The sequence below is a fragment of the Duganella qianjiadongensis genome (genome assembly GCF_009857915.1).
Taxonomy (GTDB): Bacteria; Pseudomonadota; Gammaproteobacteria; order Burkholderiales; family Burkholderiaceae_D; genus Rugamonas; species Rugamonas qianjiadongensis.
Window position 1 is genome coordinate 96023 of the sequence record NZ_WWCM01000003.1, and the last position, 14630, is coordinate 110652.

General features: G+C 63.0%; 13 protein-coding genes. 6 read left to right on the plus strand and 7 right to left on the minus strand.

The genetic code is table 11. The annotated features are described in order from the left end of the window. Positions 1–35 precede the first annotated feature (35 nt). The 4 genes from GTP27_RS06110 to GTP27_RS06125 form a co-directional block, all read right to left on the minus strand. Positions 36–1121 (minus strand): acyltransferase family protein, encoded by a 1086-nt coding sequence (locus tag GTP27_RS06110; RefSeq protein ID WP_161038299.1) that lies wholly within the window; start codon positions 1119–1121, stop codon positions 36–38. 39 nt (positions 1122–1160) lie between these two features. Continuing rightward, positions 1161–1928, minus strand: a complete 768-nt coding sequence (locus GTP27_RS06115; protein WP_161038300.1) for a BPSS1780 family membrane protein — start codon at positions 1926–1928, stop codon at positions 1161–1163. Further along, a complete protein-coding gene (locus GTP27_RS06120; RefSeq protein ID WP_161038301.1) occupies positions 1925–2884 on the minus strand; it encodes a homoserine kinase in 960 nt (319 codons plus the stop codon). Before GTP27_RS06120 ends, GTP27_RS06115 begins: the two co-directional genes overlap by 4 nt. An 87-nt stretch (positions 2885–2971) precedes the next feature. Continuing rightward, a complete protein-coding gene (locus tag GTP27_RS06125; protein ID WP_161038302.1) occupies positions 2972–3379 on the minus strand; it encodes a hypothetical protein in 408 nt (135 codons plus the stop codon). A gap of 253 nt (positions 3380–3632) precedes the next feature. Here GTP27_RS06125 and polA point away from each other — a divergent pair, with 253 nt between their 5' ends. From polA to GTP27_RS06140, 3 genes are all read left to right on the plus strand, one after another. Further along, complete coding sequence (gene polA / locus GTP27_RS06130; protein WP_161038303.1) at positions 3633–6428, plus strand: DNA polymerase I; 2796 nt, start codon at positions 3633–3635, stop codon at positions 6426–6428. Between the two features lie 77 nt (positions 6429–6505). After that, positions 6506–7393: a dienelactone hydrolase family protein gene (locus GTP27_RS06135; protein WP_161038304.1), complete on the plus strand. Its 888-nt coding sequence runs from the start codon at positions 6506–6508 to the stop codon at positions 7391–7393. A gap of 185 nt (positions 7394–7578) precedes the next feature. Next, a complete protein-coding gene (locus GTP27_RS06140) occupies positions 7579–8283 on the plus strand; it encodes a ZIP family metal transporter (RefSeq protein ID WP_229633504.1) in 705 nt (234 codons plus the stop codon). A gap of 32 nt (positions 8284–8315) precedes the next feature. Here GTP27_RS06140 and GTP27_RS06145 read toward each other — a convergent pair whose 3' ends face one another. Genes GTP27_RS06145 through GTP27_RS06155 form a run of 3 tightly spaced genes read right to left on the minus strand, consistent with a single transcriptional unit; the run spans position 8316 to position 11258 of the window. Beyond that, positions 8316–9170, minus strand: coding sequence for a sulfurtransferase (locus tag GTP27_RS06145; RefSeq protein WP_161038305.1), 855 nt, complete (start codon positions 9168–9170; stop codon positions 8316–8318). 47 nt (positions 9171–9217) lie between these two features. Then, a complete protein-coding gene (locus tag GTP27_RS06150; protein WP_161038306.1) occupies positions 9218–10141 on the minus strand; it encodes a DMT family transporter in 924 nt (307 codons plus the stop codon). A gap of 10 nt (positions 10142–10151) precedes the next feature. Continuing rightward, positions 10152–11258, minus strand: a complete 1107-nt coding sequence (locus GTP27_RS06155) for an aromatic ring-hydroxylating oxygenase subunit alpha (protein WP_161038307.1) — start codon at positions 11256–11258, stop codon at positions 10152–10154. A gap of 322 nt (positions 11259–11580) precedes the next feature. Here GTP27_RS06155 and GTP27_RS06160 point away from each other — a divergent pair, with 322 nt between their 5' ends. From GTP27_RS06160 to dxs, 3 genes are read left to right on the plus strand one after another with little or no spacing between them, the layout of a single operon-like run. Beyond that, a complete protein-coding gene (locus GTP27_RS06160) occupies positions 11581–11850 on the plus strand; it encodes an exodeoxyribonuclease VII small subunit (protein WP_161038308.1) in 270 nt (89 codons plus the stop codon). Continuing rightward, entirely contained in the window at positions 11847–12737 is an 891-nt protein-coding gene (locus GTP27_RS06165) for a polyprenyl synthetase family protein (RefSeq protein ID WP_161038309.1), read from the plus strand. The genes GTP27_RS06160 and GTP27_RS06165 overlap by 4 nt, the downstream gene beginning before the upstream one ends. Beyond that, a complete protein-coding gene (gene dxs, locus GTP27_RS06170) occupies positions 12738–14609 on the plus strand; it encodes a 1-deoxy-D-xylulose-5-phosphate synthase (RefSeq protein ID WP_161038310.1) in 1872 nt (623 codons plus the stop codon). The last annotated feature ends 21 nt before the right edge of the window (positions 14610–14630 follow it).

The window sequence follows — 14630 nt, forward strand, 5'->3', positions numbered from 1 at the left end:
GGTGCGCCGCGCTGCACGCATGTTGAAATAGTCTGTTAAGCGCGGCGGCTTGCCAGCACCCTGCGCACATAGGCCAGTGCTGGCGCTTCCACGCAGTGCCAGCTGAACACCGACAGCGGCAGCACGATGGCCAGCGTGGCCGCCAGCATGGTCCAGATGCCCACCGGCGGCAGCACTGCCTTGAGCATCAGCATGACGGGCCAGTGGTAGATGTAGATGGCATAGGAGTAGTCGTGGCGCTGCAGGTGGCGCCAGCGCGAACCGAGCAGGCGCGAACTGCCCACCCACAGGGCCAGCGTCACGGCCACCAGATTCACGCCGAACACCGTCAGCGCCTGATGTTCGAGGTCCAGCCAGCGGGTCGAGTTGAGCGCCAGCAGTACGCAGGCCACGATGAAGGGACGCGCGCCTATGCGTACCTGTTCGGCCAGCGTTTGCAGCAGCATCCCGCACAGGAACAGACTCCACAGGCGCGCTTCCCAGATATAGCCTGCCAGCACGGCAGGGAACTGGAACGCGGCCAGCGTCAGCAGCAGCGACATCACCATCATCCAGCGCCGCATCGGCAGAATCGCGGCGGCGCCGATCAGGGCCACCATCACGTACATGCGGCCTTCCCAGTACACGGTCCACAGCGAGCCGTTCAGCGCCGCGCCGCCCAGCACGCCGGGAATCGCCAGTTCGGACGGCGGAATGATGTACACCAGCCAGTGCAGCATGGCGCCGTTGACGATGTAGCGCCACGGCGCCGGATCGGCCAGCCCGGCTATGCCTCGGGGCGAGAAGCAGATCAGGGCGACGCTGGTAGTGAGCGCCAGGCAGACCAGCAGGCCCGGCACCAGCCGCGCCACGCGCCGCACGGCAAAGCGCAGCAGATCAGGGTCGCGCAGCCAGCTCTGGGTGATGAACAGCCCACTGAGCAGGAAGAACACATCGACCGCCAGCGCGCCGATATCGGCCACCGGCAGCATCAGCGCGCTGAGCGGGTCCGGCCCCGGCGCCACGGTATTGTGCTCGCCGGCGTGAAACAGCACCACCAGCAGCGCCGCCACCAGCCTGACCAGATTGAAGCTGTTATCGTTGGAGGCGATGGCGCTGGCCAGCGTGCGGGGTGCTTGCATGGGCGGGGTCTCGGTCAGGCGATGGGGGCGCAGGCTGCTTCAGCGCAGCGGCACGGACGGCGTGGTCGCTGCCGGCGTGCCGAAATAGTGGCGGTAGCACGCATACAGCGTGCAGTGCATCAGCACGACCAGCACCAGGAAGATGGCGAATATGACGGTCAGCATCAGCTGCGGCGAGCTCAGTAACAGTACCGGTAGCGCCGTACCGACCTGGAACAGCATGAATAGCAGCAGCGCGGCGCCGAAGAAGGCACGGAAATCGCGCATCACCGTCACCACGCTGAAGAACAGCGCCTTGGCCAGCGGCATCTGCTGCCAGCCGATGAGGGGCGCGCTCAGGCAGGTCAGCAGCCAGCCCAGCATGTAGATCAGCGAGCCGATAAATAGCGGGCCACGCGACGGCGCCAGTGCTTTGTCGTCCATGGGCAGCTCGCCGCTGGCGATGCGCAGCAGGTTGCCGTCGTCGAGCAGGGAGACGATGCCGAGTGCCAGCGTCACCAGCAGCAGGTAGAGCAGCCCCAGCCCCAGCAGGGGATGGCGCGCCGGCTGGCGGAAGCCGTTAAACAGCACCCGCGGCTGGGCGCGCTGGCCCTGATCGATATCGCTGCAGGCCTGCAGGATGGCGAGCGTGAACATGGGCGCCATCAGAGTCGGTGCAATCGAGCCGAGCAGGGGCACGAACAGCGTGAACATGGACAGGAACATGCAGCAGAAGAACAGCGACATCAGGCCGCCCGGCTGCTTGCGGAATAGCTGCCAGCCCTGTTTCACCCAGATAAAGCCGGCGCGCATGGGGAGTCGGTTCATCCGGTGAGCCCCGGCGCCGGTGTGGCGATGCGCTCGCGCAGGATGCGCTCGAAGTGGGTCGGATCGTGCGGCGTCAGCATTTCCGCCTCGCGCGGCTGGTAGTAGTCGTACAGACGCGACAGCCAGAAGCGCAGCGCAGCGGCCCGCAGCATCGGCTGCCATGCAGTCCGCTCGGCTGGCGTGAACGGCCGCACGGCGTGGTAGGCATCGAGCATGGCGCGCACGCGGGGCGTATCGAGCACGCCGCTAGCGAGGTCGATACACCAGTCGTTAATCGTCACCGCCACGTCGAACAGCCAGGTATCGCAGCCGGCGAAATAGAAGTCGAAGAAGCCGGTCAGGCGTTCGCCGACAAACATCACGTTATTGCGGAACAGGTCGGCGTGGACCGGGCCGCGCTGCAGCTGGCGGTAGGTGTCGCACCCGGCAAAAGCTTCCTGGAAGTGCATTTCGGCGCGCAGCAGGTGGGCATTCTCGGCTGACAGATAAGGCAGCACTTTCGGCGTGGTGAGGTTCCACCAGTCCAGCCCGCGCAGATTGGGTTGTACCAGCGGATAGTCCTGCGCCGCCAGGTGCATGCGCGCCAGCATGCTGCCCACGGCCGCGCAATGCACGGGCTGCGGGTCCATCTGCGAACTGCCTTCCAGCTTGGAGACGATGGCGGCCGGCTTGCCATGCAGCGGCACGATCAGCTCGCCTTCGTGGGTGGCGACCGGCGCCGGTACCAGCACGCCCCGTTCGGCCAGATGGTGCATCAGCTTGAGATAGAACGGTAACTGCTCGAAGGAAAGATTTTCGAAGATGGTGAGGACGTACTCGCCGCCTTCGGTGGTCAGAAAGAAATTGGAGTTTTCGATGCCGGAGGCGATGCCTTTCAAGGCAACAGCTTGTCCGAGGGGGAATTGTTTGATCCACTGGGTCAGGTCGCCCAGCGTGACCGAAGTAAACACTGCCATGGGTATAAATCAGGTTCGGTGAGCGGTGCCGCCGTCGGGCGGCGCCCGCGGGCGCCCGCTAGCGCGGGCGTGCGCGTTCGAAGTTGGCTACTTCGCGGCAGGAGGTGGCGTGGTGGTGTCAGCTGCGCCTTCTTCTTCTGCCGTTTTCTTCTTTTTCTTGCCGATATCAAATTCCATCACCGTCCACTGCGGGCCGCGGTTGGCGCCGCCCATTGCGTCGCCGGGCAATGCTGTGCCGACGGGGTGATTGGGCCGCACCGTGTAGGTGCTAGGGCCGCTCTTGACGGTGGCTTCCACCACTTTGCCCGTGTTGTCACGGCGCTCAGTGATCTTGGTCTCCGGACCCTGCTTGGAGGTCACGGTGATCGGGTCTTCCGTTACTTCCTCGAGCTTTTCCAGTTTTGGTGGCGCCTGGCTGGGAGTGGACTGGGCGAACGCCGTGTGGGCGCTCAGGGTCAGAAGCAGGGCAGGCCAGAGGGTGGAAGTGCGCAGCATGGTGGATCGCCTTAATCGGGTGCTTGGGTATAAAACCCGGGATAAAAAACCGTCAAATTTTTCTATATGGTCCATTGTAACAAACTGACACGCAAGACTGGCTTAAAAGCGGTTTTCCTATCAGGTTTCTGCTGCAGCGCGGCGCCCTGATTGTTTTTTTGTAAAGTTGTCTAATGGGTCAGTCAGCTTAGCAAAACCTGCGATAATGCATGTTTATGGCGGCGCAAGGCTGCCTCATTCCAGATTTCAAGCTATGCAAAATACCCTGCTGTTAGTTGACGGTTCCAGCTACCTCTATCGCGCCTATCACGGCCTGCCCGACCTGCGCAGCGCAGACGGCTATCCGACCGGCGCCATGCACGGCATGGTCAACATGCTGCGCCGTTTGCGCGCAGACTATCCGGCAGCGTATATCGCCTGCGTGTTCGACGCCAAGGGCAAGACCTTCCGCGACGATATGTACCCCGAATACAAGGCTACCCGCGCTTCCATGCCGGACGATCTGCGCCTGCAGATCGAGCCTATCCACCAAGTGGTGAAAGCCATGGGCTGGCCCATCCTGATGGTGGAAGGAGTGGAGGCGGACGACGTGATCGGCACGCTGTCGCTGCAGGCCGCGCAGGCCGGCATGAATGTGGTGATCTCGACGGGCGACAAGGATCTGGCCCAGCTGGTCAATCCGCAGGTCATGCTGATCAACACCATGACCAATGAAAAAATGGATGAAGCGGGCGTGCTGGCCAAATTCGGCGTGCCGCCGAATCGCATCATCGACTACCTGACCCTGATCGGCGATACGGTCGACAACGTGCCGGGCGTGACCAAGTGCGGCCCGAAAACGGCGCTCAAGTGGCTGACCGCCTACGACAGTCTGGACGGCGTGATGGCCCATGCGGCCGAAGTCGGTGGTGCCGTGGGCGAACACTTGCGCAATGCGCTGCCGTGGCTGCCCAAAGGGCGCGAACTGATCACCGTGAAGCTCGATTGCGACCTGTCGGCGCATATGGACAGCATCAGCGCTTCGCTGGTGGCGCAGCCGGAAGACAAGGAGGGCCTGCTGGCCTTTTTCGGCAAATACGGCTTCAAGACTCTGCTGCGCGAATTGGGCAGCGGTGCCAGTGCGACGGCGGCGCCGGCCGCAGGCAGCGCCGGCGCCAAGGCTGCGGCTGCCGCTGCGGCGCCGATCGCCGCCGGTGGCGCGGTATCGGCCAACCTCGACATGTTCGGCACGGCGCCGGAACTCAAGGCCGAATACGAAACCGTGCTGACGCAGCAGCAGCTGGAGCGCTGGATAGCCCTGATTAACGGCGCTGCGCTGACGGCAGTGGATACGGAAACCACCTCGTTGGAACCGATGACGGCCCAGCTGGTGGGCATCTCGCTGTCGGTAGAAGCGGGCAAGGCCTGCTACATCCCGCTGGCGCACGCTTATCCGGGCGTGCCGCAGCAGCTGGACCGTGCAGCCACGCTGGCGCAGCTGCGCCCGTGGCTGGAAGACGCCAGCAAGGCCAAGCTCGGTCAGAACCTCAAGTACGACGCTCACATCTTCGCCAATCAGGGCATCACCCTGCGCGGCATCGTGCATGACACCCTGCTCGAATCGTATGTATTCGAATCGCACCGCAGCCACGATATGGACAGTCTGGCCCTGCGCCACCTGAACTACACCACCATCCCGTTTGTGGACGTGTGCGGCAAAGGCGCCAGCCAGATCACCTTCGATCAGGTCGACATCGAGCGCGCCACCGCCTATGCGGCGGAAGACGCCGACATTACGCTGCGCCTGCATCAGGCCATGATCGCTCAGGTGGAATCGGACGCCAGGCTGAACTTCATCTATCGCCAGATCGAGCTGCCTACTGCCACCGTGCTGCAGAAGATAGAACGCAACGGCGTGCAGATCGATGCCGCTCTGCTGCAGCAGCAGTCGGTCGAGCTGGGCGCGCGCATCGTCGAGCTGGAAGCCAAGGCACATGAACTGGCCGAGCAGCCGTTCAATCTGGGCTCGCCCAAACAGATCGGTGAAATCTTCTTCGACAAGCTGAAACTGCCGGTGGTGAAAAAGACGCCGAGCGGTGCTCCCTCCACCGACGAGGAAGTGCTGCAGAAGCTGGCGGAAGACTATCCGCTGCCGAAAGTGCTGCTGGAATACCGTAGCCTGTCGAAACTGAAATCGACCTATACCGACAAGCTGCCCAAGGGGATCAACCCGGCCACGGGCCGCGTGCACACCAACTATGCACAGGCCGTGGCGGTAACGGGCCGGCTGGCCTCGAACGACCCCAACCTGCAGAACATCCCCGTGCGCACCAAGGAAGGCCGCCGCATCCGCGAAGCCTTCGTGGCGCCGGCCGGCAGCCACATCGTCTCGGCCGACTATTCGCAGATCGAGCTGCGCATCATGGCGCACATCTCGCAGGATGAAGCCATGCTGCGCGCCTTTGCCGAAGGCGTGGACATCCACCGTGCCACTGCCGGCGAGATTTTCGGCGTGGCGCCGGAAGACGTCGACAGCGAACAGCGCCGCTACGCCAAGGTGATCAACTTCGGTCTGATCTACGGCATGAGTGCCTTCGGTCTGGCGGGCAATCTGGGCATAGAACGCAGCGCCGCGCAGAACTATATCGAGCGCTATTTCGCCCGCTTCGCCGGCGTCAAACAGTATATGGATGACACCCGCCAGCAGGCCAAGGCGCGCGGCTACGTGGAAACTGTGTTTGGCCGCCGCCTGTGGCTGCCCGAAATTAATTCGCCTAACGGTCCGCGCCGTCAGGCGGCAGAGCGCGCCGCGATCAATGCGCCCATGCAGGGCACGGCGGCGGACCTGATCAAACTGGCCATGGTGGCCGTGCAGGACTGGCTGGAGGCGCAGTCGCTGCAGACCCGCATGATCATGCAGGTGCACGACGAACTGGTACTGGAAGTGCCGGATGCGGAACTGGCGCTGGTCAAGGACATGCTGCCGAAGCTGATGGCCGGCGTGGCCGAACTGAAGGTGCCGCTGATCGCCGAAGTCGGCGTCGGCAACAACTGGGAAGAAGCACACTAGTCTAATTTTGAGCACCGGGCGCGCACCAGCCGCCCGTGGCGGCGTGGCCGGTGCCCATCTATCTGGGAGAACAATGCATGGATGATCTGCAAAAAGACGCGGTAAGTCTGCTGGCTAAAACCAGCCTGTCGGACGGGATAGCACGGCGTGATTTCATCAAGGTGGCGCTGGGTACGGGCTTCGCTGCGGCAGCCATGCCGGTGGTGGCGCAGAACGTGATTAGCACCGATACCAAAGGACTGGTGGCCGGCACCATCGAAATCGAAGTGGCCGGCCAGCGTGTGCCCGTGTATCGCGCCCAGCCGGAAGGCAAGGCGAATCCGCCGGTAGTGCTGGTGGTGTCGGAAATCTTCGGCGTGCACGAGCACATCGCCGACGTGGCGCGCCGTTTCGCCAAACTTGGCTACATGGCGCTGGCGCCCGACCTGTTCGTGCGTCAGGGCGATCCGCAGAAGGTCGCGTCCATCGCCGAACTGCAGCGCGACATCATCGCCCGCACGCCGGACGAGCAGGTCATGGCCGATCTGGACGCCACCGTGGCCTGGGCTGCCGCGCAGGGCGGCAATACGGACAAGCTAGGTATTACCGGCTTCTGCTGGGGTGGCCGCATTACGTGGCTGTACGCCGCCCACAATCCCAAAGTCAAAGCAGGTGTAGCGTGGTATGGCCGTCTGGTGGGAACCAGTAGTGCCATGACTCCCAGGCAAGCTATCGATATCGCTGGATCTCTGAAAAGCCCCGTGCTGGGCCTGTACGGCCTGAAAGATACCGGTATCCCGCAGGATAGTATCGCCGCCATGCAGAAAGAACTGGCCAAGGGCAGCAGCGGTTCGCAATTCGTGATCTACCCGGATTCCGGGCACGCCTTCCATGCCGACTATCGCCCCAGCTATGTGGCGGCCGATGCGCGCGATGGCTGGCAGCGCCTGCAGAACTGGTTCAAGCAGTTCGGTGTAGCGCCCTGAGGGCGCCAGCAGGCATTCCCGAGCTGTTTTAGGCAGAAAACCGGGCAGGGCGTTAAAATAAGGCCCCCGCGGTCGAGTTTGGCAGCGGTTCCCCCGTAAGAAGAGGCGATAAGATCGATCCCGTACTGATTTCCATCCTGTTAGCCACCACGGTGGCCGGCGTCGTCAGCATATCTGCTGCCGCGCTGTTTTCGTTCACCCTGCTGTCGAAAATGGTGGAACGGATGGTCAGCCTGTCGGTCGGCATCATGCTTTCGACTTCGCTGCTGCACGCCTTGCCGGAAGCGTTCGAATCGCAGGCTAGCGCGCGCAGCCTGTTTGCCACCCTTCTGGCCGGTCTGCTGGCCTTCTTCCTGCTGGAGAAGCTGGCGATACTGCGCCATTCGCACCACCATGAGGGCGATGGTCACCACCACCACCATGGCCACGACAAGCATGAAGCAGGCAAGGCCGGCTGGATGATACTGGTGGGCGACGGCATGCACAATTTCACCGACGGCATACTGATCGCCGCCGCGTTTCTGGCCAATCCGGAGCTGGGTCTGGTGACGGGCATCGCCATCGTGGCGCATGAAATACCGCAGGAAATCGGCGACTTCATCGTGCTGCTCAATGCCGGCTTCTCGCGCACCCGTGCCTATGTCTACAACCTGCTGTGCAGCCTGCTGTCCATCGCTGGCGGCCTGCTCGGCTATTACACGCTGGACCGCGCCAGCGGCCTGATACCTTACGTGCTAGTGTTTGCCTCGTCGGGCTTTATCTACATCGCCGTGAGCGACCTGATGCCACAGATGCAGCGCCGCGCCACGCTGCGCGAGAGCGTGCCGCAAGTGCTGCTGATCGCCCTCGGCGTGGCGATCGTACTGTGGCTGACTCACAGCCACCACTAACTAACTGACTGTCTGCCGCTCAGGGGCACAGGCTAATTTCCGGTGGCGACAGGGCGGGCCGGATCGGCGCACCATTCGCTCCACGAACCCGGATACAGCGCTGCGCCGGGCATGCCGGCCACTTCCAGAGCCAGCAGATTGTGGCAGGCTGTCACGCCCGAGCCGCACTGCATGATGGCTTGCGCGGCAGTGGCAAACAGGGGCGCGAACTCGCTGCGCAGCAGAGCGGCGTCCTTGAAAGTGCCGTCGGCCGTCAGGTTGTCCTTGAAGAAGCGGTTGCGCGCATGGGGAATGTGGCCGCCGACAGGATCGATGGTTTCGTTCTCGCCGCGATAGCGGTCTGCGGCACGGGCATCGACCACGATGCGGTCCTGAGTCGACAGATTGAACAGCACATCGTCTACCGTTACCGTCTGCACCAGCGCTGCGCGTTCGCTCAGCGTGCCGGCACCGGCAGGGGCCGGCGTGGCCGTTTCCAGCGGCTGGCCCTGCGCCTGCCATGCGGGCAGGCCGCCGTCCAGCACGGCCACACCGGCGTGGCCCATCCAGCGCAGCAGCCACCACAGGCGCGCCGCAAACATGCCGCCGTGGGCATCGTAGGCTACTACCTGCGTGGTGTCGCTCATGCCCCAGCCGCGCAGCGTAGCCAGCAGGGTGGCCCGTTCCGGTAGCGGGTGGCGGCCACGGAACACGCCGTCCGCTCCCGTCTTGGCGCCAGACAGATCGGTATCGATGTTGGCGAAACGGGCGCCCGGAATATGGCCGGCGGCATAGGCCTCGCGCCCGGCGGTGGGGTTCATCAAATCATGACGGCAATCGAGTACCAGCCACTGGCTGTCGTTGGCATGGCGCGCCAGTTCGGCGGCGCTGATCAGGGTAGTGTGCATCTCTGGGCTCCTTGCAATGGAATTCAAACCGAGCCCGGGCGCCGGGCTCAGACTTCGCTGGCGATCGGATCGGTACTGGCTATGGCCTTACCGCGCTCCGTGTTACGGGTATTGTAGAACGTTGCGGCCACGCCCGACAGCAGGATCACGCTGATACCAACCCAGCTATGCCAGCTGAAGGCATCATCGAACACCAGCACGCCCCAGACACTGGAGAACACGATGCCGGTGTACTGCAGATTGGCCACTACCAGGGTCTGACCCAGCCGGTAGGCGCGCGTCATGGCGATCTGCGCGCTGGTGGCGCAGATGCCTATGCCCAGCAGCAGCAAGCCGCCGTGCCAGCTAGTGATGGGGTGCCAGATGGCAGCGCCAGCGGGGGCGAGCGCGTAATTGCCGGCGATGCCAGCCAGCAGATTCATGGCAGAGAAGTACAGTACCACGCGGTTTTCCGGTTCACCGGCCAGCCCCAGCTTGCGCACCTGCATATACGCCATGGCCGAGAGCACGCTGGAGCCGAGTGCGATCAGCGCCGTACCCAGCTGGTTGGCATGGAAGGCTGGCTGCAGCAGCAGGGTGACGCCGCCGAAACTGGCGGCAATGGCCGCCAGCAGTGGCCATCTGACCTGATTTTTGGCATGCCACCAGCCCATGACGAACAGCCACAGTGCGATCCAGATGGGTGCCATGTAGTTGAGCGTGACGGCAGTGGCCAGCGGCAGGTTGGCGATGGCGTAGAACCACATCCACAGCGACACCACGCCGACCACGCCGCGCCACAGGTGGGCGCCCGGCATAGTCGTGCGGAAGCTGCCGCCTTGCAGGCGGATGATGAGGGACAGTACCACGACACCGACGATGCCGCGGTACATCACGATTTCGGAGGTGGAGAACTGCTGCGACGCCAGCTTCACGCACACGCCCATGGCGGCGAACATGAAACTGGCAAACAGCATCCACAGAGATTGCATCGTGACCTGGTTACCTGGACAGTTCGATGTTAGCGCGGTACCACTCGTGGAAGTGCTGCATGCCGTCTTCCATCGGCGACTGGTAAGGACCGGCGTCGTTCTGGCCGCGCTTCATCAGCGCCTTGCGGCCGGCATCCATGCGCTGGCCGATTTCGTCGTCCTCGATGCAGGTTTCCATGTAGGCAGCCCGTTCGGCTTCGACGAACTCGCGCTCGAACAGCACGATCTCTTCCGGATAGTAGAACTCCACCACATTCTTGGTGCGCTGCGGACCGTCCGGCCACAGGGTGGAAACGATCAGCACGTGCGGATACCACTCCACCATGATGTTGGGGTAGAGCGTCAGCCAGATCGCGCCATAGGGCGGAGCTTCGCCGCCACGGAACTTGAGCACCTGTTCCTGCCAGCGCTGGTAGATCTCCGAGCCGGATTTCTGCAGACCCTTGTGCACGCCCACCGTCTGCACGCTGTAGTCGGCGCCGAATTCCCAGCGCAGATCGTCGCAGCTGACAAAGCTGCCCAGACCCGGGTGGAAAGGCTCGACGTGATAATCCTCCAGATAGACTTCGATGAAAGTCTTCCAGTTGTAATCGCAGTGATGCACTTCCACGTGGTCCAGCATATAGCCGGTGAAATCCAGATCCTTGGTGACGGACAGCTGCGCCAGCTTGTCCATCACGTTATAGCCGTTCTGCTCGAACAGCAGGCCGTTCCAGCTTTGCAGCTTGGTATTGGGCAGGTTCAAGCAGGGCGTGGCCGGGAAGTGCGGCGCACCGATCAGCTCACCCTTGAGGTCATAGGTCCAGCGGTGCAGCGGGCAGACAATGTTGTTGGCATTGCCACGGCCGTTGACCATCACCGCCTGCCGGTGACGGCATACGTTGGACAGTAATTCCAGACCGTCGGCATTGCGCACCAGCACACGGCCCTCGTTTTCGGATGCCAGCGTGGCATAGTCGCCCACATTCGGCACCATCAGCTCGTGGCCGATATAGCGCGGACCGTTCTGGAAAAGTTGCTGCATTTCACGCTGCAGTAGCGCTTCGTCAAAATAGACGTCAACCGGTAGTTGCGCGTTAGAACGCGCCAGCTTAGCGTGGGTACCCAGATCGGACATCCCAACCCCCCTTAATATGTACTTCAAACCAAGAAGAGACAGAATCCGTAAAGACCTGAATTCAAAGTTGTTGAAAATGGTATTTCGGACAGAACCGGCGATTATACCGTGTTTCCGTCCCCGCAGGCGCGATGGCCGCTGTTTTCCCGCTGCGCCGGACCGGTAAACCCCGGGTTTGCGCTGCCGGCGTGGCTAATTGCGATAAAATCTACGGTTTCCACCGCCGCGCGGGCCGCTAGAGTACCACCGGATCAGGTGGTTTGTTCTAAAATAACGGGCTACACTGCGCTGGCACGTGTATTGCCATACAAACTGAGTAACTATGTCTAAGAAATCAACTGCCGATGCTGCCAGCCCGGGTCCGTACCCGGTTCCGGCCTCGTTTGAGGACGCCATGGCCGAACTGGCCCAGCTGGTAGCCCGCATGGAAGGTGGCCAGTTGCCGCTGGAAGCTTCGGTGGCGGCCTATGCGCGCGGCTCGACGCTGGTGCAGTTCTGCGCCGCGCAGCTGGAAAAAGTGGAAGCTCAGGTCAAAATTCTGGAAGGCGACATGCTTAAACCGTTCGCTCCGGGCGGGGAGGCGGAACAATGACGGCCGCTTTCGACGACTGGATGAAAACCGTACAGGCCGGATCTGAACTTGATCTATCCGGCTTTTTGCCCGCTGCCACGGTGGTGCCGGCCAAGCTGCACGCAGCCATGCGCTACGCGCTGCTGGGCGGCGGCAAGCGCGTGCGCCCGCTGCTGGTGTATGCCGCCGGTGCCCTGTTCGATGCCGACGCCGGGGCGCTGAGCCGCGCGGCAGCGGCAGTGGAAATGATTCACGCCTACTCGCTGGTGCACGACGACATGCCCTGCATGGACGACGATGAACTGCGCCGCGGCAAGCCGACCGTGCACGTGGCCTATGACGAGGCTACTGCGCTGCTGGTAGGCGACGCGCTGCAATCGCAGGCTTTCATGGTGCTGGCAGAAGCGACTGCGCTGCCGCCGGCACGGCAGATGGCCATGCTGCGCGTGCTGGCCCATGCGTCCGGCTCGGCCGGCATGTGCGGCGGTCAGGCCATCGACCTCGATAGCGTCGGCCTGAGCCTGACTCTGGAGCAGCTGGAGCAGATGCACCAGCTGAAAACGGGCGCGCTGCTGCGTGCCTCGGTGGTGCTCGGCGCGCTGGCCGGCAAGGAACTCGATGCGGCAGAACTGCAGGCGCTGAACGACTACGCGCGTGCCATCGGTCTGGCTTTCCAGGTGGTCGACGATGTGCTCGATGCGACGGCCGATTCGGCCACGCTGGGCAAAACGGCTGGCAAGGATGCCGCCGACAACAAGCCGACCTATGTCTCGATACTGGGTCTGGAACCGTCGCGGGCACTGGCGGAAAAATTGCGGCTCGATGCGCATGCAGCGCTCGCGCCGTTCGGAGATAAAGCTTTACGGTTACGCGAGCTCGCGGATCTGATCGTGCAGCGGAAGGCATAAATGGACTTGCTAGCAACTATTAATTCGCCAGCGGATGTGCGCAAACTGGCGCGCACCCAGCTGACGCCACTGGCGCACGAACTGCGCGCCTACCTGCTCGATTCGGTTTCGAAAACGGGCGGCCACCTGTCGTCCAATCTGGGCACGGTGGAGCTGACGGTGGCACTGCACTATGTGTTCAACACGCCGCATGACCGCATCGTGTGGGACGTGGGCCACCAGACCTATTCGCACAAGATCCTCACGGGCCGGCGCGAGCGCATGCACACGCTGCGCCAGCTGGGCGGCATTTCCGGCTTCCCCAAGCGCGACGAAAGCGAATACGACACCTTCGGCACGGCCCACTCGTCGACCTCGATTTCGGCCGCGCTGGGCATGGCGCAGGCGGCCAAGATCAAGGGCGAGCACCGTCACGCCATCGCCGTGATCGGCGACGGCTCGATGACGGCCGGTATGGCCTTCGAAGCGCTGAACAACGCGGGCGTGCAGGAAGATGTGAATCTGCTGGTGATTTTGAACGACAACGACATGTCGATCTCGCCGCCGGTGGGCGCGCTGAACCGCTATCTGGCGCGCCTGATGTCGGGCCAGTTCTACGCCGCCGCCAAGAACGTGGGCAAATCCGTGCTGCCGGCGCCCGTGCTGGAACTGGCCAAGCGGCTGGAAGAACATGCCAAAGGCATGGTGGTGCCGGCCACCATGTTCGAGGAATTCGGCTTCAACTACATCGGCCCTATCGACGGCCATGATCTCGATTCGCTGATTCCTACGCTGCAGAATATCCGCCACCTGAAAGGCCCGCAGTTCCTGCACGTGGTAACCAAAAAAGGCCAGGGCTACAAGCTGGCCGAAGCGGAGCCGATTCTGTATCACGGCACCGGCAAATTCAATCCGGCCGAAGGCATCAAGCCGCCAGCCGCGCCGGGCAAGCTGACCTACACCGAGGTGTTCGGCAACTGGCTGTGCGATATGGCGGCCGCCGACAAGAAGCTGGTCGGCATCACGCCGGCCATGCGCGAAGGTTCGGGCATGGTGCGCTTCGATCAGGAATATCCGGACCGCTATTTCGACGTCGGCATCGCCGAACAGCACGCGGTGACCTTTGGCGCCGGTCTGGCCTGCGAAGGCCTGAAGCCGGTGGTGGCAATCTACTCCACCTTCCTGCAGCGCGGCTACGATCAGCTGATCCACGACGTCGCCCTGCAAAATCTGGACGTGACCTTTGCGCTGGACCGTGCCGGTCTGGTGGGCGCCGACGGTGCTACCCACGCCGGCAACTACGATCTGGCCTATCTGCGCTGCATTCCCAACATGGTGGTGATGGCGCCGTCGGATGAAAACGAATGCCGCCAGATGCTGACCACGGGCTACCGCTACCAGGGCCCGGCAGCAATCCGCTATCCGCGCGGTGCCGGCATAGGCGCGGCGGTGGAAAAAGAACTGACGACGCTGGAAATCGGTAAAGGCGAGATCAAGCGCCGTGGCCAGAAGATCGCGATACTTGCTTTCGGCTCCATGGTGGCGCCGGCGCTGGCTGCTGGCGAAGCACTCGATGCGACGGTGGCGAATATGCGCTTCGTCAAGCCGCTGGATGTGGAACTGCTGCGCCAGCTGGCCGCCGAGCACGATTATCTGGTGACGGTGGAAGAAGGCTGCATCATGGGTGGCGCCGGTGCGGCGGTGGCCGAAGCGCTGGCAGCCCAAGGCATCGTCAAGCCGCTGCAGATGCTGGGTCTGCCGGACCAGTTCATCGACCATGGCGATCCGGCCAAGCTGCTGGCCAGCGTGGGCCTCGATGGCGCTGGCATTACGGCATCGATACGCCAGCGCAGCGCAGCGGGCGAGCCGCGTCTGGCCGTCAGCAACGGCTGACGGTAGCGTATCGCTGCGCGT